Source organism: Streptomyces sp. P3, assembly GCF_003032475.1.
GTDB lineage: Bacteria > Actinomycetota > Actinomycetes > Streptomycetales > Streptomycetaceae > Streptomyces.
Map to the genome: position 1 here is coordinate 8,882,823 of NZ_CP028369.1, position 21,559 is coordinate 8,904,381.

21 protein-coding genes are annotated in these 21,559 nt (G+C 70.7%); 11 read left to right on the forward strand and 10 right to left on the reverse strand.

What is annotated here, in order from left to right; all coding sequences use genetic code 11:
• Positions 1-203: 203 nt before the first annotated feature.
• From C6376_RS39525 to C6376_RS44185, 5 genes are all read right to left on the reverse strand, one after another.
• Positions 204-881 carry a response regulator transcription factor gene (locus C6376_RS39525; protein ID WP_107447920.1) on the reverse strand — a complete coding sequence of 226 codons (678 nt, stop codon included), beginning with the start codon at positions 879-881 and terminating at the stop codon, positions 204-206.
• Positions 882-894: 13 nt separating this feature from the next.
• Positions 895-2,088 carry a sensor histidine kinase gene (locus C6376_RS39530; RefSeq protein WP_107447922.1) on the reverse strand — a complete coding sequence of 398 codons (1,194 nt, stop codon included), beginning with the start codon at positions 2,086-2,088 and terminating at the stop codon, positions 895-897.
• Positions 2,089-2,170: 82 nt separating this feature from the next.
• Positions 2,171-2,902 carry a hypothetical protein gene (locus C6376_RS45970; protein ID WP_254076260.1) on the reverse strand — a complete coding sequence of 244 codons (732 nt, stop codon included), beginning with the start codon at positions 2,900-2,902 and terminating at the stop codon, positions 2,171-2,173.
• 158 nt (positions 2,903-3,060) lie between these two features.
• On the reverse strand, positions 3,061-5,298 hold the full coding sequence (locus C6376_RS39540; RefSeq protein ID WP_107447924.1) for a VCBS repeat-containing protein: 2,238 nt from the start codon (positions 5,296-5,298) through the stop codon (positions 3,061-3,063).
• A gap of 210 nt (positions 5,299-5,508) precedes the next feature.
• Entirely contained in the window at positions 5,509-5,670 is a 162-nt protein-coding gene (locus tag C6376_RS44185) for a hypothetical protein (RefSeq protein WP_159083400.1), read from the reverse strand.
• Between the two features lie 151 nt (positions 5,671-5,821).
• Between C6376_RS44185 and C6376_RS39545 the strand changes: the two genes are divergently transcribed.
• The 3 genes from C6376_RS39545 (at position 5,822) to C6376_RS39555 (ending at position 7,930) form a co-directional block, all read left to right on the forward strand.
• A complete protein-coding gene (locus C6376_RS39545; RefSeq protein ID WP_173985962.1) occupies positions 5,822-6,658 on the forward strand; it encodes an AraC family transcriptional regulator in 837 nt (278 codons plus the stop codon).
• Between the two features lie 82 nt (positions 6,659-6,740).
• Positions 6,741-7,214, forward strand: a complete 474-nt coding sequence (locus tag C6376_RS39550) for a cupin domain-containing protein (protein ID WP_107447925.1) — start codon at positions 6,741-6,743, stop codon at positions 7,212-7,214.
• Positions 7,211-7,930 carry a GDSL-type esterase/lipase family protein gene (locus C6376_RS39555; RefSeq protein ID WP_107447927.1) on the forward strand — a complete coding sequence of 240 codons (720 nt, stop codon included), beginning with the start codon at positions 7,211-7,213 and terminating at the stop codon, positions 7,928-7,930. Before C6376_RS39550 ends, C6376_RS39555 begins: the two co-directional genes overlap by 4 nt.
• A gap of 679 nt (positions 7,931-8,609) precedes the next feature.
• Here C6376_RS39555 and C6376_RS39560 read toward each other — a convergent pair.
• On the reverse strand, positions 8,610-9,599 hold the full coding sequence (locus C6376_RS39560) for an alpha/beta fold hydrolase (RefSeq protein ID WP_107447929.1): 990 nt from the start codon (positions 9,597-9,599) through the stop codon (positions 8,610-8,612).
• Positions 9,600-9,741: 142 nt separating this feature from the next.
• Between C6376_RS39560 and C6376_RS39565 the strand changes: the two genes are divergently transcribed.
• Positions 9,742-10,371, forward strand: coding sequence for a helix-turn-helix transcriptional regulator (locus C6376_RS39565; protein ID WP_107447931.1), 630 nt, complete (start codon positions 9,742-9,744; stop codon positions 10,369-10,371).
• Positions 10,372-10,675: 304 nt separating this feature from the next.
• Positions 10,676-10,978 (forward strand): hypothetical protein, encoded by a 303-nt coding sequence (locus C6376_RS39570; RefSeq protein ID WP_159083401.1) that lies wholly within the window; start codon positions 10,676-10,678, stop codon positions 10,976-10,978.
• A gap of 58 nt (positions 10,979-11,036) precedes the next feature.
• On the opposite strand, the gene C6376_RS39575 is transcribed toward C6376_RS39570, so the two are convergent.
• Positions 11,037-11,435 carry a VOC family protein gene (locus tag C6376_RS39575; protein WP_107447935.1) on the reverse strand — a complete coding sequence of 133 codons (399 nt, stop codon included), beginning with the start codon at positions 11,433-11,435 and terminating at the stop codon, positions 11,037-11,039.
• A 101-nt stretch (positions 11,436-11,536) separates the two neighbouring features.
• Here C6376_RS39575 and C6376_RS39580 point away from each other — a divergent pair, with 101 nt between their 5' ends.
• The 3 genes from C6376_RS39580 to C6376_RS39590 all read left to right on the forward strand — a co-directional run bounded on the left by C6376_RS39580 (position 11,537) and on the right by C6376_RS39590 (position 14,476).
• Positions 11,537-12,538: a YafY family protein gene (locus C6376_RS39580; protein ID WP_107447936.1), complete on the forward strand. Its 1,002-nt coding sequence runs from the start codon at positions 11,537-11,539 to the stop codon at positions 12,536-12,538.
• 176 nt (positions 12,539-12,714) lie between these two features.
• Complete coding sequence (locus C6376_RS39585) at positions 12,715-13,416, forward strand: SMI1/KNR4 family protein (protein WP_107447937.1); 702 nt, start codon at positions 12,715-12,717, stop codon at positions 13,414-13,416.
• Positions 13,417-13,735: 319 nt separating this feature from the next.
• The gene (locus tag C6376_RS39590) at positions 13,736-14,476 is read left to right on the forward strand and encodes a ferritin-like domain-containing protein (protein WP_107447939.1); all 741 of its coding nucleotides are present in this window, start codon (positions 13,736-13,738) and stop codon (positions 14,474-14,476) included.
• A 192-nt stretch (positions 14,477-14,668) separates the two neighbouring features.
• Here C6376_RS39590 and C6376_RS39595 read toward each other — a convergent pair whose 3' ends face one another.
• Together C6376_RS39595 and C6376_RS39600 are read right to left on the reverse strand one after the other, a co-directional pair.
• The gene (locus C6376_RS39595) at positions 14,669-15,367 is read right to left on the reverse strand and encodes a response regulator transcription factor (RefSeq protein WP_107447941.1); all 699 of its coding nucleotides are present in this window, start codon (positions 15,365-15,367) and stop codon (positions 14,669-14,671) included.
• Positions 15,364-16,644 (reverse strand): sensor histidine kinase, encoded by a 1,281-nt coding sequence (locus C6376_RS39600; protein WP_107447943.1) that lies wholly within the window; start codon positions 16,642-16,644, stop codon positions 15,364-15,366. Before C6376_RS39600 ends, C6376_RS39595 begins: the two co-directional genes overlap by 4 nt.
• Positions 16,645-16,776: 132 nt before the next feature.
• Here C6376_RS39600 and C6376_RS39605 point away from each other — a divergent pair, with 132 nt between their 5' ends.
• Positions 16,777-17,343 carry a class I SAM-dependent methyltransferase gene (locus tag C6376_RS39605; protein WP_173985819.1) on the forward strand — a complete coding sequence of 189 codons (567 nt, stop codon included), beginning with the start codon at positions 16,777-16,779 and terminating at the stop codon, positions 17,341-17,343.
• 173 nt (positions 17,344-17,516) lie between these two features.
• Here the strand turns inward: C6376_RS39605 and C6376_RS39610 are convergent, their stop codons facing one another.
• Entirely contained in the window at positions 17,517-17,675 is a 159-nt protein-coding gene (locus tag C6376_RS39610) for a hypothetical protein (RefSeq protein WP_159083402.1), read from the reverse strand.
• A gap of 734 nt (positions 17,676-18,409) precedes the next feature.
• On the opposite strand from C6376_RS39610, the gene C6376_RS39615 reads away from it, so the two are divergent.
• Together C6376_RS39615 and C6376_RS39620 are read left to right on the forward strand one after the other, a co-directional pair.
• A complete protein-coding gene (locus C6376_RS39615; protein ID WP_254076261.1) occupies positions 18,410-20,503 on the forward strand; it encodes a HEAT repeat domain-containing protein in 2,094 nt (697 codons plus the stop codon).
• A 319-nt stretch (positions 20,504-20,822) separates the two neighbouring features.
• Positions 20,823-21,425, forward strand: a complete 603-nt coding sequence (locus C6376_RS39620) for a sugar O-acetyltransferase (protein WP_107447948.1) — start codon at positions 20,823-20,825, stop codon at positions 21,423-21,425.
• Positions 21,426-21,559 lie beyond the last annotated feature (134 nt).

Sequence of the window (21,559 nt, forward strand, 5' to 3'; positions counted from 1 at the left end):
TGTGAGTTCGGCTCTGTGCGCGAGTTGGCGGGCAAGAGTGCGGTCGGGACGGTGCCAGGTTGTGAACGCTCCCAGACGTTGAGCCCTGAGCGAGTGAGAGCGGCAAGAGTATTGACGCGACGGGTTTCCACTTTGGCTTGCTGTGGATGCGTGCATTCACACGCGAGAGCGAGACGGGGACGTCGGCGGGGCGATCGACGCCGTCAGACCTGCCGTTCTCCCGGACGGACCAGGCCGGTCTCATAGGCGATGACGACGAGTTGAGCGCGGTCCCGGACGCCGAGTTTGGCCATGGCCCGGTTGGCATGGGTCTTCACAGTGACCGGAGTGACGAAGAGCCGCTCGGCGATCTCGCCGTTGGACAGGCCGGCGGCCACCAGTGTCAGTACCTCGCGTTCCCGGGGAGTGAGTGCGGCCAGGCGGGCATGGTCGACGAGGTCGCCCGGCGAGGGCTGGGTGAGGACTCGGGCGATGAGGCCCTTGGTGGCCGCGGGGGAGAGCAGTGCCTCGCCCGCGGTGATGAGGCGGATCGCGTCGAGGAGCTGCGCCGGTTCGATGCCCTTGCCGAGGAATCCGCTGGCCCCGGCTCGGAGCGCCTCGATGACGTACTCGTCCTCCTCGAAGGTGGTGAGGACGAGTACCTTGACCCCGGCCAGGTCCTGGTCCCGGCCGATCAGCCGGGTCGCCTCGATGCCGTCGACCTCGGGCATCCGGATGTCCATCAACACGACGTCGGCCCGCTCGGACCGGGCCAGCCGTACGGCCTCAGCGCCGTTGGAGGCCTCGGCGACCAACTCCATGTCCGGCTGCGCGTCGATGAGCAGCCTGAAGGCGCCCCGGAGCAGGGCTTGGTCGTCGGCGAGCAGGACCCGAATGCTCATGGGCGCGTCGTCCTCACGAGGCGCCTGGGACGGTGGCGGGGGCGAGAGCGAGCGGCAACTCGGCGACGACCTGGAAGCCGCCTTCCGGGCGTGGGCCGGCGGTGGCGGATCCGCCGACGGCCACGGCACGTTCGTACATGCCGATCAGCCCGTGGCCGGTGCCCGCGCCCTTGGGGGCGCCGGGGCGTCCGTCGTCCGTCACCATGACCCGCAGCAGGTGCGGACCATAGTCCAAAAGGATCGCGGCCCGGGTGGCGGACGCGTGTTTGTGCGTGTTGGTGAGGGCTTCCTGGACGATGCGGTAGGCGGTCAGCTCGATGGAGGGCGAGAGCGGGCGTGGGGCGCCCAGCCGGGTCACGGTCACGATGAGGCCACTGCTTTGGAAACCGCCGATCAGGGCGTCGAGGTCGGTCAGCCGGGGGATCGGGGCGCGAACGTCGGGCGCGTCGTCGGACTGGCGCAACAGGCCCACCGTGGCCCGCAGTTCGTCGAGCGCCGTCCGGCTGTTGTCCTTGATGTGGGCCAGTGCCTCGTAGGCCCGGTCCGGGTTGGTGCGCATGAGGTGATGGGCCACGCCCGCCTGGGCGTTGACCAGGGTGATGTGGTGGGCGACGACGTCGTGGAGTTCCCGGGCGATGCGCACGCGTTCCTCGGTGACCCGGCGCCGGGCCTCCTCCTCCTGCGTGCGCTCGGCGAGTTCCACGCGTCCCGCGGCCTCCGCGAGATGGTCACGGCGGCTGCGGACCGCGCGGCCCAGGGCGGTGGCCGCGATCGCGAGATCGAACCGCACGAGGCTGGCCCCTCCTACCAGGGACTCAGTGTGGGAGCCGGCGTAGACACCCGTGATCATCAGGGCGGCGATGACCCCGACCGTCCACGCGGTGCGCCGGTCGCCGAGGGCGGCGAGGGTGTACAGGGCGATCAGGCTCGCGGCCGGGGCGGCGACCATGTGCGGGGCGAAGGCCATGAGGGCGAGGTCGCCCGCCAACGTGACAAGGACGACCTGCAGCGGTCGCAGACTGCGGACCGCCAGAGGCAGGCACGACAGCGCCGTCCACACTCCGTCGAACCAGTACGGCTCGTGCCAACTGTTGTCGCCGACGGCCGTGGCCGCCACGGAGATCACCACCAGCGGCACGCCGGGGAGCGCGTCCCTGACCCGGTCGTGCCGGGACAGCCACTGTCGCCACATCCGTCTCACGTCCATTCCCTCACTCTAAGGAACGCGGGCCGGCGAAAGCCGGGGTCTGCCCGGCTCTCGCCGATCCGCGTGGGCGTCGTGGGTCAGGTCAGCCGGCGCGGCCCGCGGGCTGGGGCTCGCGTACCGGGGGCGACGTGATTGCCGGCGCGTCCCCGGGGCCCTCCAGCGACACGTTCGGCAGGGCCTTGTCCAGGCGCCGGGGCAGCCACCAGTTGGCCCGGCCGCACAGGTGCATGAGGGCGGGGACGACCACCATCCGGATCAGCAGCGCGTCGAGGGTTGTGCGTCTTCGGTTCCTTCGTGTTCGGCGGCATGCGGGTGATCTCCGAGTTCGGCGTGAGCCTCGCGGTCGCCGTCGCTCCGGTGTGATTCGGTGCCAGCGTGAGGCGTTGCGGACGTAGCCTTCCTCGAGGAGCAGCGCATGTCGTGAGGCCAGCGCGGCGTTCACGCGTGCCCAAAAGTGCTCGTCGGCTGGCTCCGTCACTTCCGCTTCGTCGGCCTCGGCCGCGTAGGGCGAGGCGGTAAGCGGTTCCGGAAAGAGGCCGAGTTCCCGTGTACGGGCCACCGCGTCCGCACAGGGCTGGTCGCTGCCCACGTACACATACTGGTCCCACCCGACATGCACGGTGAACCAATCCTCCAACTCTACTCGACACCAAGCGCCTTGGGCCCGGAGCATGGCCCGGACCAGTTCCAGGGCGATCGGAAGAGAGACCTCGGCCCCATCGTGGTAGCCGGTCAGGTCGGGCGGGAAGAGCCCGTCGAGGCCGTGCCCCTCAACCGGCGCCTCCACACCGTGGTGGACGAAGGCCGGCGGCACGCTACTCCTCGGACGGGGCGGAAGGAGCGCCCAGCGTAGATCGCGCTCCCGGTTCCGCGGCCGGGGGAGGCGGTCCCTGCATCGACGGGGGCCAAGACCCGACGGTCGGGCCTTGAACGTCAACTCTGGACACGGGCTGCGCGGCGATCAGGCATGTGTCATGCCAGGCGGTTGTACGCGACGGTGGGGTTGTCGGGGGTGTAGTACATCCGCGTTGCGAACGGTGCCGACGAGTTGCCGGTGCCGCGGTAGAGGTACGTCATGTTCTGTCTCTTGTCGTATGCGAGCAGGTCGGGTCGGCCGTCGTGGTCGGCGTCGCCGATGCCGACGAGGTCGCTGTAGACGTTCCAGCCGCTGCCGATCCTGACGCGTGAGGCGAAGGTGCCGTTGCCGTGTCCGAGGTACAGCCACAGCACACCGCCGGCGTCCCGGGCGACGAGGTCGCCCGCGGCGGTGCCGCCGACGTTCCCCACAGCGGTGATCTTGTTGTAGGCGCCCCAGCCGCTGCCGAGCTTCGTCCGGGTCGCGAACGGAGCGGCGTAGTTGCCGGTGCCCTTGTAGAGCCAGAGCACCCCGGAGGTGTCGGTGGCGAGCAGGTCGGGCCGTCCGTCCCCGGTGTAGTCGCTGCCGCCGGTGATCTTGTTGTAGATCTGCCAGCCGCCGCCGATTCTCGTGCGGCTCGAGAAGCCGCCGGCGCCGGTGCCGAGGTACAGCCACAGCACACCGCTGGCATCACGGGCGATCAGGTCGGCGTGCTGGGAGCCGCCCACGTTGCCGGCGACCTCGAGCTGGTTGTAGATGCTCCAGCCCGGTCCGATGAGCCTTCTCTCGTGCTCCGCCAACTGCCCAGGGTTGTAGGGGTCGTAATAGGTGTCGCTGCTCCACAGACGCCCGGTGGCGTCCCGTGCGAGCACGTTCGGCGCGCCGTTGTCGTCGAAGTCGTGCGGCTTGGCGGTGCGCACGACCGTGAACGTGCCTGAAGACGTGAGGTCGGGGCCGATGCCGTTGAGGGGCTTGGCCACGAGCGTCCAGGTGTAGGCGCCGTTGTACGCGTTGCCTCGCTCCGGCGAACCCAGTTCGCCGTCCCAGTTGAAGGTGACGGACGACTGCAGGGGACGGGTGAAGTACGCGGTGACGGTCTTGCCCGTGCGGACATGCCGTAGTGCGAGCGTCACGAAGACGTTCTTCCGGGACAGCTGCCACGCCATCGCCGCATCGCCGCCGCGTGGATCGAGGTCGATCACGGTGGGGACGTTGGAGCCGGTCAGTGTGACCCGGGTGGGCTCGCCCGTGCCGGCGACCAGGGTCGCGGCCGGGAGGCCGTCCTGGCCGGGCGCGATCCGGTACACGCCCTCGTTGTCGGCGACCGTGCCGCCGCGCGCGAACACGGTGCCGTCGGGGGCGGTGGCGGCGGAGGTGAGGTGGTCGAGGAGCTTGTGGGTGGCGCCGCTCGTCAGGTCGTACGCGGTCAGCGCGTCCGAGGAGTACGTGCCGTCGGCGTCCAGGGCGCTTCGGCCGCCGTACGTCACCCAGTCGCCCTGCAGGCCGATCTCCACGCCCTTGGTCCGCACCTTGCCCACGGGGATGTGCTGCCGCGTTCCGGTGGAGCGGTCGGTGACGGCCACCGTCGCCTCGTACGCCGCGTCGGACGTGGGGTCGTACTCGACCCACGCCACGCGCGTCGGCGAGGCCGCGATGTCCGTGCCCACGTCGGCGGCCGGCAGCTCGTAGGTCTCGGTCACGGTGCCGGCGGAAAGGTCGAGGAGACCGAGGAAGCGCCGTGTGTCCGTGCCGGTGCCGGTGGCGTAGGTCACCTGGGCGTGGGCGGCGGTGGCGGGCGCGACCTTCACCTCGGTGGCCGTGTCCGGAAGGCCGGGCACTGTGCGCAGCGGCATGTCCTTGGTGTGCATTCGGAGCGTCTTGCCGCCCGCGGCGTTGTCCAGGGTGGTGAAGAGGCAGAGGCCGGCGGCGCCTGCGAAGGTGACCCCGGAGGTGGAGGGGCCGGGGTAGTAGGAGTAGACGACCGATCCGGTCGCCATGTCCGTGATCATGCCGGTGGTGTTGGCGGGGGCGGCGTAGGTGGCGACGAGGTCGCCGGACCCGGTACCCAGGACGGTGAAGCTCGACGGCCATTTCGTCGGGGCGCCGCCCGCGGCGGGAAGCCAGCTTCGGCCGGTGGCCGGGTTGTGGGTCAGGTAGCCCGAGGCGGTGGCCCCGGTGATGACGTTCCCCTTCGGGAAGGCGACGACCGACTGGCCCTCGGCTCCCGTGGCCGCGAGGCCGGCGGTGGGCGCGGCCGTCGCGGGGGAGGGCAGGGCGGCGCCGGTGGCGGTGAGGGCGAGGACGACGGTGACGGCCGCGGCGAGGCGTCGCCGGGCGTCGCGTATGGGGAACAAGGAGTGGGTTCCTTCGTTGAGGCGACGAGGTCGCAAGGTGCAGATCTCGGAGAGGCGGGCGTTGACCAGGGCGCGGCCGGCGAATTGGCCCTGCCGACCGTCCGTGCTCTTGGCGGCGGGGTACTTACTGCTGGAGCGAACCCAGGTCGCAACATACCGCCCCGGGGCGGGTGTCGTGTGGATCGCCATGTCCCGGGGCCACAGGGGTGCTTACCAGCCGCTGCCGATCTGTTGGCGGGTGCCGAACAGCGGGGCGGTGCGAGGGTAGAGCCACAAGATGCCGGTGGCATCGTCGCTGACGGCGTCGTGGACGCCGTCGCCATTGAACTCGCCGCTGCCGGCGAAGGTGTACGGGGGTCTGTCAGACCCCACCTGTAGCCTGCGAACGGGTAACTGCGGTGCATGTCAGGGGAGTTAGGGAGCTTTAGTGGCGGATCGGGACCCTCAGCGGTTCTTCGACGAGAACCAGCGCAACATCCCGTACGAACTCGCCGAAGGACGGCGGGAGACGTACAGTGCACCGCTGCTGAACCACATGGCCACCGGGATCGGTGCACGTCCGGCGCCCGTCTTGCGGGAGTACGTCGACTCCTATGTCGGCTTCGACCTCCGCGGGTTTCCGACGGGGGTGCATTGCGGCCCGCCGGGCCGCGCGCTCAACGCGGTGATCAGCCTGTCAGATCCTTTGGAGGTGGCGGCGGGCGTTGACGACGGGTCACCGGTCACCCGATTCGGCAGCGTGGCCGGCGGTCTGATGTGCCGGTCCGTCGCGGTTCACCACGACGGACGCCAGCAAGGTGTCCGGGTATCGCTGACACCGCTCGGGGCCCGCGCCATCTACGGCATGCCGTCCGCCGAGCTCGCCCACCGGCTGGTCCCACTTGACGAGCTTCTCGGAGCGCTTGCCGTCGAGCTGGTCGACCGGCTCCGATCGGCGACGACATGGGCGGCGCGGTTCACCGCGCTGGACGAATTGCTCCTCCGAGCTGTCGGCCGTGGGGCCTGTGGCGACCCTGCGCGTCGGGTGCGCCCCGAGGTCGCCGAGGCGTGGCGCCGTCTCGTCGCCGCGCGGGGTTGCGTCCAGGTCGGTGCGGTCGCCGCGGAACTCGGCTGGAGCCGTCGGTACCTCACCGAGAGGTTTCGCGGTGAGGTGGGCCTGTCGCCGAAGACCGTCGCCCGAGTCCTGCGCTTCGAGCACGCGCACGAGCTGGCGGCGGCGCAGGACGCGCCCCCGTGGGGCGATTTGGCAACCGTCTCCGGCTACGCCGACCAGGCCCATCTCGTCCGGGACTGGCGCGAGTTCACGGGCCGATCGCCGACGGCCTGGCGTCGCGGCGAAGTCCTCCTCGGAGCCGGGTAGCCGCCAACCGCGTGCCTTTCGCGTCGGCTTCTCTTCCCTTTTCTTCAAGACCGCCCGATCGCTGTCGTGGACGATCGTCGGCATGAGACTCGTCAACCACGAACGCGATGCCATGGACCTGCGGACCACCCCCGTGCACCTCGGACTGGGATCGAGAGCGAAACCCGTCGAGGGATTCACCTGGGACCCGGAGGCGCTCCAGGCCTACAGCGCCGCGGTCGCGGCAGACGGCACCGAGGGTCGGATGGTGATGATCTTCGACGGCGACGGGCTCGGAGACCATTGGGAGAGCCACCCTGCAGGCGACGAGCTGGTCGTTTGCCTCAGCGGGTCCGTGACGGTCACTCGCGACGTGGACGGGCTGCAGGACCACGTTCTGCTCGGGCCGGGCGAGGCCACCATCAACCCGGCCGGGGTATGGCACGTGGTCGACATGGAGGGGCCGACGTCCATCCTGGCCATCACTGCGCCCCTCGGCACCGACCACCGTCCTCGGACCGGCATCCGGACCGGCCCGATCGAACGCGTCGGCACACCCACGGAGGAAGCGCCGTGACGACACGCATCGCCTGCCTGGGCGACAGCCTCACCCGCGCGCAGTTCAGCGTCGACTACCTGGAACTTTTCGGACGACGCCTCCCTCCCGGCGACGTGCGGCTTGCCCGTTTCGGCGCCAACGGCGACTTCGCCTACAACCTCTTGCAGCGCCTTGACGCTGTCGTCACGAACCCACCCGATGTGATCACCGTGTTGATCGGGACCAACGACGCCCGAGCGAGCCTTGCCGGCTACCCCGTCGAGCAGGCCATGAAGCGCAAAAAGCTCCCCGATCGCCCGTCGGCAGGCTGGTTCCAACAGTGCCTGGGAGCCGTCGTCGCACGGCTGCGAGCGGAGACCGACGCGACGATCGGTCTGCTGTCGCTACCGGTACTCGGCCAACAACTCGACGCAGCAGCGGCACAGGCATCGCAGGCGTACAGCCGGATGATCGCCGAGGTCGCCGCCACCGACGAGGTGGCCTACCTGCCGCTCCACGAACGCCAGATCGAGGAACTGCGCCAAGCGGACCCGCCGCCGATTTCCTACCGGGAGGTGACGCCCGCAGAGGGCGTCGGCGTCCTCGTCCAGCACGCAGTGCTGCGCCGCAGCCTCGACACGATCTCGCGGCGGCGAGGTCTCGTGCTCACGACCGACCACATCCACCAGAACAGCCGCGGCGCCACCCTCATCGCTGAGGTCATCGACGCCGGTCTGCTGACCCAGAGCGCGTAGCTGGTTCCGGCGCCTGACCAGCCGAAGCCATCTACCGCGCGGTGGTGGCATGGCTTCGGGCAGTGGCTCGGTGCGATCGGTACGACGCCGGGTGCTGCTCGTCTGAGGCGCGGGACAGAAGCGCTGACCACGGGTGGAGGATGCGGCCCCGTCCCGCCTTCGCCGAGTACCGGCGGCGCCTTCCGTTCCTTTCGTTCTGGCCCTGTTCTCGGATACCTACAGGCAGGTGGCGTATAGCACCGCGTACTGCCTCGCCCATGTCAACGCCTACGACAACACCAGCGAGGGCACGGACCGGCCGCACTTCTTACAGTCGGGCACCGACGGAGATCACGGAATCAACGGATCCTCGGACGGCGCCCCGGGTACGGGACCTCAGCATCGCCGTGTCGCCCTCCCACGCGGCCCTCATCCTGGCAGCACCGGAAGCGAGTGCGACGGACACCGCCCTCCATGTGGAGCACGCGGGTTCCGGAGGAGCGTTGACGGGGTGCGGGGCCCGTCCCCGCGGGCTCAGTTGAGGGGCCTGAGACGAGACCGCATTCTCAATGAGGCGGCCGAAATCGCCGACCCGCTCAGGCTGATGCGGCTGTTCGGCATCACCGAGCAGACCGCCACGCGCTACGTCACCGCCGCCCACCCCGAACGAACGCCAAGCTACCCAGGTAGCCCGCCTGACTCAGCCGTGGATGGTGGCGAGCCAGTCGGTCAGCAGGCTGTTGACCTCATCGGGGCGTTCCTGCTGGATCCAGTGGCCGCAGCCGTCCAAGAGGTGGGAGGCGGCCAGGGCGGGGAGGGTGGTGGGGTAGGCGTCGATGGCGTCGGCCATCCAGGTGGTGGAGGCGTCCAGGGCGCCCCCGATGAACAGGACGGGCTGCTTGATCGGGGCTCCGCGGTGCGGGGCGAGGTCTTTCCAGTCTCGGTCCATGTTGCGGTAGCGGTTGAGTGCGCCGGTGATCCCTGTGCGCTCGAACTCGTCGGCGTAGACGTCGAGGTCGTCCTTGCTCAGCCAGGCCGGGAGGACCCCCGTGGGGAAGTGGTCGCGCAGCCGGCCGCCGGCGCGGGCAACGAAGTGCGGGTCGGGTTCGTCCTGGGCGGGCATGGTGTCGGCGGACAGGGCCGCGTAGAAGCCCGCGAGCCAACCTCGGACGTCGGGCTCGATCTCCGCCTCGGCGCGGCCCGGCTCCTGGAAGTAGGAGACGTAGAACTCCTGCTCAGGGCCGCCGATCTGGCCGAAGACGTCGGTGGGGCGGGGGCCGCCGGGCGCCGCGTAGGGAACGCTCAGCAGGCCGACGGCGCGGAAGACCTCGGGGTGGAGCAGGGCGGAGGCGGAGGCGATGTTGGAACCCCAGTCGTGGCCGACGACCACCGCGTTCTCCTCGCCGAGGGCGTGCACGACGGCAACGTTGTCCTCCACCAGGCCGAGCATCCGGTAGGCGCCGGTCGCCTCCGGCTTGGAAGAACGGCCGTAGCCCCGCACGTCGATCGCTGCCACCCGGTAGCCGGCCGCGGCGAGGGCCGGGATCTGGCGGCGCCAGGAGTACCAGGACTCGGGAAAGCCGTGCACGAGCAGGACCAGCGGGCCAGCGCCCTGCTCGACCAGGTGCAGGCGTCCGGCCGGGGCCCCGACGGTGCGGTGGCGGAGTTCGGCGGTCGGCTCGGATTGCATGGGGGCTTCTCCTCGGTTCGCGGGCAGACGCGGCTACCCATCGATCATGCGGCGCGGCGCCCACCCGATGCGATCGGACTTGCCATCCTGGCAAACTCGCAGGACGGACGGTGGAGCGGCGCGGTCGGAAGGAACGGTCACGGTGGCAGTCGACGAGGCGGACGGCACGTTGGCGGCGATGGGGCCCAGGCTGCGATCCGCACGCGAGCAGCACGGCGCCACGCTCGCCGGTATCAGCTGCGCGACGGGCATCTCACCGAGCACGTTGTCGCGGATCGAGACCGGCCGGCGCAAGCCCACCCTGGAGGTGGTGCTGCGGCTGGGGAAGGAGTACGGCGTCTCGCTGGACGAGCTGGCCGGTATCGCACCCGTCCCAGCGGTCGAGCCGCGCACCTCGGCGCCGCTGAGCTTCGGCGACAGCAAGGTGGTGCTGCCGCTCACCCGATACGTCGGCGGCTTGCACGCCCACAAGCATGTCCTGCCTGCCATTGAAGGGCCGCCCGCGCGGCCACGTCAGGTCTCCCACGAGGGCTACGAGTGGCTGTGCGTCCTGTACGGGCGGCTGTGGCTCGCACTCGCTGACCAGGACCTCGTCCTGGCTTCCGGCGACGCCGCCGAGTTCGACACCCGCATCCCCCACGCAGTCGCGAACGCCGGATCCGGCGGACCGGTCGAGTATTTGATCTTGTACGGGCCGCAGGGAGAACGTCTACGACAGCGCACCCCTCGCGCCGCTGGTCGCGGGAGTGGTGAGAGAAAGGCCCCTGAATGATCTTGCGCGACAAGCCGCGTGCCTCATCGGCGACAACCACGTTGCTTCATTCGGTCTCATGCACCACGTCATCCGGCTCTGCCGGTGACAACTGCTGAGCTTCGGCTCATCGGTGACCGCCGCACCCGAGACGCGGTGCCCGATACCCCGTCCTTTCCGTGACGATTGAGAGGCCTGTGCGAGCATCCCTGCGCCCTGATCCGGTCGCCGTCCCTGCGTTCCCGCGCCCGGCGTGGCCGCGCCCCGCCAGCCAGTCGACCGGGCGGAGGTCGGCCGCAGCTCGGTCCGAAGGCGCGCCACCGGCATGACCGCGACTGAGGCCGCGGCCGGGCTCGAGGACGCCCGGCTGCATCAGCACCTCGACCGCGACCGCGAAGACCTGGCCGACGACGAACGCGGCCCCGCCGAAGTCGCAGAGTGGGAACGCATCGCGCAGCTGCCCGCCACCACCGGCAGGACGTACGACCCGGCCGCCGACGCCGCCGTCCAGGACGAGCTCGCCGCCGAAGCCGCAGCCGCAGCCGCGGAAGCCGAGGACGAACTCCGCGACATGGAGCTGGAGCGGCAGCCCAGGAGTGGCTGCGCTGCACTCCAACGAGCTGCCTGACCGCGCCCACATGCTGGCCGCCCTCCAGCAGGCCGGCTTCCGGGCGGCCGTGTAGTTCTCAGCGAGCGAACTTCTCAACGGCGGCCGGCGTGACTGGGGTGAAGAAGTTGACGAGGTTGCCGTCGGGATCGCGGAACAGGAGTGCGCGATTGCCCCAAGGCATCGTGGTGGGCTCGTTGACGAAGTCCTCCACGAAACCGATCAGGTTCTGGTGCACGCTGTCCACGTCGTCGACAAGGAACTCAAGGATGACGCTGTGGTTGTCGGCCGGGCGGGCGGAGCCGGGCGCGAACAGAGGGACCGTACGGGTACTGCCGATCGCGAGGGTGGCCGAGGCGGTCCTGAGCTCAGCAAAGTCGTCGGTGGACCAGGTGGCGGATACGCCGGTGGCACGCTCGTAGAACTCGACGAGACGGGCGACGTCGCCCGTGATGACGCGGACAGAGACAAAATCCATGGCTCTTCTCCTGGCAGATCGGTGCAGGTCGGTGCTTCTGGTCGCACGCTACGACGAATACCGGGCGGAACCCGCCCGGTATATGCGGAAGACTTCAGGGCATGCCTCGCCCTATCGCCCGTGTGCTCACCCTGCTGGAGCTTCTGCAGTTGGGAGGCATCCGGACCGTGACCGAACTGGCCGACCGGCTCGGCGTCGACGAACGCACCGTGCGGCGCTACGTCAACCACCTCCTCGACCTCGACGTGCCCGTCGAATCGGTGCGCGGCCGCCACGGCGGCTACCGGCTCGCCCCCGGCTACCGCATGCCTCCGCTCATGCTGAGCGACGACGAAGCGCTCGCCGTGCTGCTCGGCCTGCTCGCGGGCCGGCGGGCAGGCCTGATGACGGCCACGGGTGCGGCGAGCGAGACAGCGGCGGCCAAGATCCGGCGAGTGCTGCCCGAGCGGCTGCGCCTCACACTCGACGCCGTGCTCGGCTCCCTTGCCTTCACGACCCCGCCCGGCGAGACAGCCGTCCCGGATTCCACGGTCCTGCTCCCGATCGCCGACGCCGTGAACCATCACCGGCCGATCTCGATCCGGTACACCGCCGCCGACGGCCGGCGCAGCGAACGCACACTGCACCCGCACGGGCTCGTCGCCCACTCGGGCCGGTGGTACGTAACGGCTGCGGATCTCACGTCCGGCCAGGACCGGACATTCCGGTTGGATCGCATCACCGGTGTGAGGGCCTTGCCCGGCTCGTTCGAACCACCCGCCGGACTCGACCCGGCGGAGCGCGTCCTGACCGGGTTCGCCACTGCCCCGTACCAGCACGAGGTGACCCTCCGGATCCAGGGAACGCCCGAGCACATCCGCACCCGGCTTCCCGCCGGCGTCGCGATCGTGGAGGAACTGACGTGCCCGCACGGCGCAGATCCGCAGACCGAGCGCTGGTTCCGCGTCGAACTGCGTGTGAACCGGCTCGACTGGCTGCCTGCTGTACTCGCCTCGCTGGACCGGCCCTTCGTCATCGAACGCCCGGATGAGCTCCGCGGGCTTGTCGAAGCTCTCGCCGAACGGCTCACGGAGTCCGCCCGACGAAGCCCACCTCACGAATGACGGATCGGTCAGCTTCCGTACCGGTCAGCCCTGCCGCGCAAACGCCCGGTTTCTCCGCCGCGGTCGACGAAGGCATCGACGAACGCCGACGGTACGAGGCCGCCGAGGAACGGCAGCGCAATGGGAACACCTTCAAATGGGTGAGAGCGCCGTTGCCCTGGCCTACAGTTCGGTTCATGGGGGAGAAGTCCATGTGGAGTGGGGTCCGAGAGAGGGTAGAGGCGCTGGCCCACGTAGATGAGGCACAGAAGGTCTTCGGAGCCTGGGACCTGGCGGGGGGATCCGGTCATCACTTCCGGTTCGCGGATCCGCTGTCGGAGCCGGAGGTCGCCGAGGCGGAGGCCCAGTGGGGTGTCTCGCTGCCAGCGGAATACCGTGGCTTCCTGCTCGAGGTCAGCGCCGGCGGTGCGGGGCCGGGATACGGGCTCAGCATCCTGCGCCGGACGGACGCGGGATGGCTGTGGAGCAACGTGGACCGCCACCTGCGCCACGACTACCTGCGGCTTCCGTTTCTGACGGAGGGGGAACGGTGGCAGGTTCTGGCGGAGCACGATGACAGGCAGCCACTGCTGTCCGGCTTCAACGAAGAAGAGGCGTACTTCGCGGCGTACAGCGCCTGGATGACCGCGGGTGACGAACTCCTCGACTGGGTCACGCGCGGTGCGTTGAGGCTCAGTCACGAGGGCTGTGGCTATTGCGACTGGCTCGTCCTGACAGGCCCGGAGAGTGGCCGTGTGTGGGCGGACGACCGCCCGGCTGGTGGTGAGTTCCGCCCACTCGGCGAACCCCGGACGCCGGTCGGATTCGCACGCTGGTACCTCCACTGGGTGGAGGGCGCCGAGACCGCCGCGCGTCGTCCGCCCCGTCGTCCGCGCTAGGCGAGGCGTGCTGGGGAGCGCTGGGAGAACTCGTATGCGCTTCGGGTGAGTTCAGCCCCTCAGGGACCCCGCCACCCTCGGAACTCTTCGCGCCTCCCGGGCTGCGTGGTGCCGGGCCCGACTGCCGTAGGACACCGGGCAGAAGCAGGCGCTCCGGTGCTCCCGCGCCGCCGGCCAGCAGTCAGGACGATCACCGGCATCTCCGCCCGCCGCTTCGGGTAACGGGTTCGGGACGGGAACTGTGCCCTCCCCCGCCGCGTCCCCACGGCCGAGGAGACCCCGCCCCGTCCAGGCGGGGCGGGGGATGGAAGAGAGCGGAATGAGCGCATCGGGATTCGCCGAATGGGCCCGTCACTTCGAGACCGAACGGGACCGCCGCGCAGCCCGGCCCGACCCACGCTGGGAGGCGGGCGCCTCACTGCCCCCGGCGGTGCGGGCGAGCGTCCAGCGATTCCAAGCCGGCGAGGACGGCGACAGCTCGGCCCTGTTCGCCAAGGCGGACGCGGCGGGCGATCCGGAGTACGCGGCAGCGCTGAGACTGTTCGTCGCCGAGGAGCAGAACCACGCGAGGCTCCTCGCTCTGCTGCTCAGGGCGGGCGGGGCGACGACGCAGGCCGGGCACTGGAGCGACACGGCCTTCGCGCGACTGCGTCGCGTGCCGGGGTTGCAGACGGAGCTGCTGCTTCTGATGGTCGCGGAGGTGGTGGCCCTGCGCTACTACCGGGCGCTGCGTGACGGGACCGACGATCCGCTGACGTCGGAGGTCGCGGGCCGCATCCTGGCAGACGAGGAGAGGCATGTCCCGTTCCACTGCGCGCGGCTGCGCGTGTCCGTCGCGGAGCTGCCGCGCGCAGCCCGGCGGCCCCTGCTGGCGGGCTGGCGGGTGATGCTCCTCGGCGCGGTTGTGGTCGTAGCGGCCGACCACGGGCGGGCGCTGCGGCGGCTCGGGGTCGGGCGAGGACGCTTCGTGGCGGACGTGTTGAGGTCGGGCGGTCCGGTGGTCGCGGCGATCCTCGGAACCTCTGGCTTCGAACGGCAGGATCAGCCGAGATATGGCTGAAATGGACAGCAGGACCCCTACCGCTGCCGGTCAGCACGTTGCGGTGGCTGGACTCCGACACTGACTGCACGTCACGCGTTGGGACCTTGACTGGCGTCCACGAACAACGCGACGCCCGCCAAAGCGGGGCCTATCAAAGGTAGTTGTGCAACCACGGCGATACGGGCCGCCTGGCGCTCTGCCCGTCGCCGTTCAGTCCCCGGCCCGTATCAGCCCGCTCTCGTAGGCGAAGATCACCGCGTGGATGCGGTCGCGGAGGCCGAGTTTGGTCAGGATGCGGCCGAGGTGGGTCTTGACGGTCGTCTCTCCGACGAAGAGACGGCCGGCGATCTCGCCGTTGGCCAGCCCCCGCGCGACCAGGACGAGGACCTCCCGTTCCCGGTCGGTGAGCGCCGCCAGGCGACTGCGCTGGGCCGGCACGGGCGCGGGGGAATCGAGGACGAAACGTTCGACCAGGCGCCGAGTGAGCGAGGGAGCCACCATGACCTCACCCCGCAGCACCGCCCGGGCGGTCACCAGGATCTCCTCGGCGGGGGCGTCCTTGACTAGGAAGCCGTTCGCACCGGCCCGCAGAGCCGCGTAGGCGTACTCGTCCAGATCGAAGGTGGTGACGACAAGGATCCTGGGCCCATGGGCCTGCGCGCAGAGGTGTTCGGTCGCGGCCAGCCCGTCCAGACCGGGCATGCGTACGTCCATCAGGACGAGGTCCGGCTCCAGAGCGGCCACGCCCGCGATCGCCGCGTGGCCGTCGGCGGCCTCGCCCACCACGGTGAGGTCGGGCTGGCTGTCGACGACCATGCGCAGTCCCATTCGGATCAGTTCCTGGTCGTCGCAGATCAGCACCCGGGACGATGCCGGAGCGGGAGTCGGGGTCGGGGTCGGGCCGCTCATGGGGTCGCCGCGCTGGACTCGGGCCCGGTGGGACCCAGAGTGGCGGTGACCCGGTAGCCCCCGTCGGGTGTGGGTCCGGCGTCGACGCTCCCGCCGCACAGGGCGGTGCGTTCGCGCATGCCGGCGAGCCCGTGACCACGGGAAAGCTCTCGAGCGGGGTGCTCCGATACGGTTGCCGCTCCCGCTCCGGCCGAGTTCTCCACCCGGATGCGGACCAGCCGACCGGGCCCCTCGGCGCCGGTGTCGACCCGTACGTCGATCGTGGCGTTCGGCGGCGCGTGCTTGACGACGTTGGTCAGCGCCTCCTGCACGATGCGGTACGCGTGCACGGTGAGATCCGCCGGAAGGCCGCCCGGCTCTCCGCGCAGGTCCAGCCGGGCGCGCGTCCCATTGGTGTTGAGGCGCCCGACCAGCCGCCGCAGATCGCCCGAGAGGGACTCTCGGTCCACACACCCACCGGATCCGGGGCCGGGTCCGGGGCCGTCGGCTGAACCTTTCGTGTCGGGGGCGCGCAGCACGTCCAGCAGTCGGCGCAGTTCGCCCAAGGCGTCGCGACCGGTCGCGCTGATGACGCCGAGGGTCCGGTCGACGACGGTGGGGTCGGCGTGCCGCATCAGCCTGCCGCCCTCCGCGTTCAGCACCATCACGCTCACACTGTGCGCGAGGACGTCGTGGATCTCGCGGGCGATGCGCGCCCGCTCCTCGACGACGGCCACCCGGGCCAGCGCGAGGCGCTCCGACTCGGCGAGCGAGACCCGCCGCTCGAACTCCGCGACGTAGGCGCGCCGGGCACGGACGTACTCACCGAACACCCACGCCCCGGCCAGCAGCAGGCCCACCGCGAGCGGGGTGAGCCAGGCGCCGCGCGCGCCCGGGCCCCCGTAGTCCCGCTGCCAGTCCGGAATCCACAGCACGACACAGCCCGCGGCGCAGAGCACCGTCGCCGCGGCCGCCCCGCGCAGGCCGCGCACCGTGAGCGTTGCCAGGACCGCGGCCAGGGCGACGGCGCCGCGCCCCGGTTCCTGCCCCCACACCTGGCCGAGGTACTGCGCCCAGAACCCGGCCGTCACCAGAGCCGCGACGAGCACCGGCCGGCGGCGGCGCCACAGCAGAGGCAGCACCAGGGCCATGTACACGCCTGCCTGCACCCAGACGGGCCGCCAGCCCGGCTGCGGACGGATCACCGGGGGCACGGCCACCAGTACGACCAGCAGCAGGTCCGCCAGCCACGGATGCCCACGCCGCAGACGGGGGAGTGTCTCGATCAGCCGTTGCACCGCCTCACGCTACGACCGGGGCCCGCTCCCCGGCATCGTCCTGGCGGGCGTCACGGGGTCCTCCCGCAGTCGTACGGACACCGGCCGGGGATACGACGTGCGGCCACCCCGAGCTCTTCCAGCATGGCCGGCATGTCGATCACCACCGAGTTCCTCAGACGGCCCCTCATGACCGGCGCCGTGGCCGCCAGCTCACGGCGGCTGGCGTACGCGATGACCGACGGCATCGGCCTGGAGCAGGCCCGCCTCGTCGCCGAACTCGGCCCGGGAACCGGGGTGTTCACCGACGCGATCCTCGCCCGGCTCGCACCCCGCGCACGGCTCGTCGCGGTCGAGCTCAACCCGGTGCTCGCGGCCCGGCTCTCGGCCACTCGGCGCGACACTCGGCTGACCGTGGTCCAGGACACGGCCGCCGAGCTGGCCGCCGTGGTCGGCGAACCGGTCGACGCCGTGGTCTCCGGGCTTCCGTGGACGGTGATGCCGCAGGACCGGCGCCGGCACATCCTGGACGCCGTGACCGAAGTCCTCGCGCCCGGCGGCCGGTTCACCACCTTCGCCTATCTGCACGCGGCCTGGACCCCGCCCGCCCGTCACTTCACCGCCGAACTCGCCTGCCGCTTCGACCGGCTGGAGCGCTCGAAAGCGGTGTGGGCGAACCTCCCGCCTGCTTTCGCCCACCGGGCCACCAAGAGGCCGTGACTGCGACCTGGAGGATCCGGGAGTGGGACGGGACCATCCGCGCGCCGGTGGGGGAGGGGGAGGCCGCGAGCTGAACACGCCGTCCGAGGTGCCCCGACAGACGTCACGCGAGACGAGAACGTCGTCTGCGGAAGAAGCCGGCACTTGCCGGGGAGCGCGCCCCTCGTTCGGGCTCAAGCCGACAGCAGGGCGACGGCGATGACCACCGCGAGCATCAGCACCACGCAGCCGCAGGTGGTCAGCGTGTCGCGCCGGGCGCCCCTGGCTCCCTCTTCGGTGTCCGCCCGCCAGGACGGGTCGAGGACCACCTCGCCGGACTCGAGTGCCGCCACCCGTTGAACCTGCGCGTAAAAGTACACCGTGGAGGTGCTCTCGCCGAAAGTTCCGTAACTCTTCCGCTCTGTCGTGCCCACCCCCGTGGGCGGAGGCCACCTGGGGCACGTACTTCCTTCTGACCGTCCAGAGAGCGGCGGCCCTGTCGGCCGTCACCCGGCTGAGGTTCGGGAGCGGCGCTTCCGGCGTGGTCATGCCCGCCATGGTGCCGCTGAGGGAAGCACCGGACATCCGCAGATCTACGTAGACCACCTACTCCCTCGCACCGCTGCGGGTGACGGCCCGCAGCGCCGTGACGGACTACGCGACCGGGTGCGCCAGACCTTCGGGAGCGGGCCCACTGTCGATCAAGGCGAGCAACTCGAAGTATCGATCCCGGCCGCCGTGCTCGCGGCGATCACCGATCCCTCCGGCACCCACACCAGGGCGTCACGCACGGAGCCGACCGAGGGCTCCGGCACCTGAACCGCCGCCGGCGAATCACTCCAGCACCGCCATCCACCGGTCCCGCCCCTGCCCCACTGCCGCGCTCTCATCACGACCGGGTCGACCGCATCCACCACCGATCCCTGCCCGCGCTGGAACCAGTGGCGCCGGTGACGCGGCAGCAGCCCCGCCCGCCGTCGGCTCTCCAACTGGCCGGCCGTCACCGCCGATGGTGTCGTCCGGCCCCGCCCTCCCGGGAAGCCACCGGAAAAGCTGAATGTCAGTGCTGCCTGGCATGGTTTGGATCATGTTCGAGGGACTTCATGACATCGACTGGGCTTCGATGGAGCACGCGTACGGCACGGCCGAGGAGGTGCCGACGCTCCTGTGGGCACTGCGTTCTCCGGAGGCCGAGGAGCGCCGCAAGGCCCTCGAGCGCTTCTACGGCGCGGTCCACCATCAGGGAAGTGTGTATCCGCCCACGGCGGCCAGCCTGCCTTTCCTGTGCGAGCTGGCCGCGGACGGCGCCACGCCCGACCGGGCTGCCGTCGTCGCCCTGATGGTCAGCATCGGCCGGGAGGCCCTGGACCGGGGCTTCGAGGACGACGGCGCCGAGATCGAGTACTACCCTCCGACGGGATGCACACAGGCCGTCGCTTTCCTGCGCGAGCGGGGTGGGGAGTTCGCCGAGTTCGCCCGCGACAGCGACCCGGACGTGCGCCTGGCCGCGATCGGTGGGCTCGGGCTCTTCCTCGACGACGCCGACCGGGCCGTCGCCGTGCTGCGCGAGCGGCTGGCCGCCGAGCAAGGTATCGCGGCGCGGCTGCGGACCGTTGAGGCGGCGGCCACCCTCGCACTGCGCCTGCCTGCGGCCGCGCACCGGGTGACGGACTGGCTCGCCGGGCTGGCCGCCGACCCGGCGCAGGACCCGGTGACTCGGCTCGCGGCCCTGGTCCAGCGGGCCCGCTGCGCCCCGGACGAGATCGGCGAGGACGTCGTACCGGCCGCCGTGGGACTGCTGCGCGAGACCGCCCGCGCCCTACCCGTGCAGCCGATCGCACCGGCCCCGAGCCGTCCGGCGATGCCCACGGACACCGTTGCGCCCCAGATCGTCGCCGCCTTCGAGGGGCTCGAGCGGCACACGCGCGTGTACGCACCGACCACCGCCCTGCTGCGCACGTTCCACGAAGCCCTGGGGGCCCGGGCGCCCGAGCGGACCGCGTTGCTGGCCGAGCAGCTGAGCAGCCCCGACCCCGGCTCGCGCCTGGACGCGGTCCGGATGAGCGGGGAGCTGATGGGAACCTGGCGCGGAGACCACACCCGGCTCCTCCTGCTGGTCGCCGGCCAGCTCACCACGGCCGACCAGGAGGTCGCCGCCGAGGCCGCGGCCGTCATCGAGGCCTGCCACCCGATCGCCGCCCCGGCCCGGGAGGCACTCGCCGCGCATATCGACGCCCAACGCGCGGCCCACGGCCTCGATGTGTGGGCCGCACCGCAGGCGCGGCTGCGCAGAAGCCATCAGGAGGCCGTCCGGGCCCTGGCGCGCCTCGGTGACCTGCGTGCCGTGCCGAGTCTGCTGGCCGCGCTGGACGGCGACGCCGACGCCTGGCGCGCGGTCCAGGTCGCAGGTCATCTGCCGCAGGTAGCAGACCAGTTGGTGCCCCGGCTCAGCGACCACCTGCGCCGGATCGACCTCTCCCAGCAGTGGACCGAGATGAGCGCCAACGCGATCCTGGCCGCGCTGGCCGCGCTGGGCGACCCGGCCGCAGTTCCCGCAGTGGTGGACGCGCTCGGCGCCGCGGTGCGCCATGAGCAGCAGGGCGTCACGCAATCAGCCTTGAAGGCACTGGGGGCGTTCGGCCCGGCGTCAGCCGAAGTGCTGGACACGATACGGTGGCTGACCACCGCCACCGACGCACACGTACGGCCCGCCGCCGTCGCCGCCCTGTGGGCCGTCGGCGAAGACCTGACCGAGGTCATGCCGCTCCTGCTCGGCCTCCTCGACGACCCGATCACCTTCCGCATCAGTGACGCGGCTGAACTGCTCGGCGAGATAGGCCCACCCGCCTCCGTGGCGCTGCCGCGCCTGCGAGGCCTCCTGGCGCACGACTACGAATGGGTGCGGGTGCCGTGCGCGGCCGCTCTGTGGGAGATCGGCGGTGAGGCCGAGGCACCGGCCGTCCTGGACACCCTGCTGCAGGCCATGGCCGAGAACCCCGCGACGGCCAACCGCGTCGTGGCCTGCCTGGACCGTATGGGCCCCCTCGCGGCGCCCGCCCTGCCCCTGCTCCGCGAGCAACTGGCCCTGCCCCGGCGGGGCGGCAGATTCCAGAGCATCGACCACGACGAAGAACTCCAGCGGATCGGCCGCACCCTCATCACCCGGCTGAACGATGCCTAGGGCCCACGGAATCGGTGGCCGCATGATGACCGAGTGACCGAGTTCCTCACCTGGGCTGAGTCTGCATGTGTATACCTGCGGGCCTCCGACTACAACGAACGCGCGGTCCGGTTCTACCGACGCCACGGCTTCGAAATCACTGGTGAGCGCGAACTCCGGCGAGGAAGACTGCCAAACCTGCGCATGACCCGCGAGGTCCCATCAGGCGCTGACCGAGATCATGGTCTCTTCGCGGGGCACGTACGCTCGGGATGCGCGCGGTCGACCCAGGGCGCGCCGGGCGTGAGCCCGAGGAGTTGGACGAAGGGAGCGTTCCGCAGTGACACGTGATCACGAGGAAGAAGTCCTGGCCCGGATCGCCAAGGGGCTTGTGTACACCGAGTCGGAGGCCGCCTTCCAGGGTCCTCGGCGCCGCACCGAGCAGATCTTCGAGTACAACCACACACCACCGAGCGAAACGCAGAAGCGGCGATCGCTGCTCGTCGCGATCTTCGGTTCCGTCGGTGAACGCACTGTGCTGCTGCCGCCGTTCCACGCCGGGTTCGGCAGCAACGTCCATGTCGGCGACGACTTCTTCGGGAACGTGAGCCTCACGTTCGTCGACGACGTGGACATCCGCATAGGCGACGGAGTCATGATCGCGCCCAGCGTGACACTGACGACGACGGGACACCCGGTGCATCCCTCACGACGCGCTGACTTCGGACGGTTCTCGGAACCGATCGTGATCGAGGACAAGGTGTGGATCGGTAGCAACGCGGTGGTCCTGCCAGGCGTTCGCATCGGATATGGGTCGGTCATCGGCGCCGGCAGCGTCGTCAGTCACAGCATTCCCCCCATGACCGTCGCGGTCGGAACCCCTTGCCGGGTGGCCCGCCCCATCACGGACGAAGACCTCACCACACGTACCGCCGGGCATTAGGGCTGGTTGCGGAGTCCACGACGCCAGCACCGCCACTCGGGGACGGACAAGACGGTGTGAGGCAGATCGGGACGGGGCTCGGCCGCCCGGGCTGTGGAAGTTGGTCCGGGCGGCTGCACGGCGGGTGGTGCTGC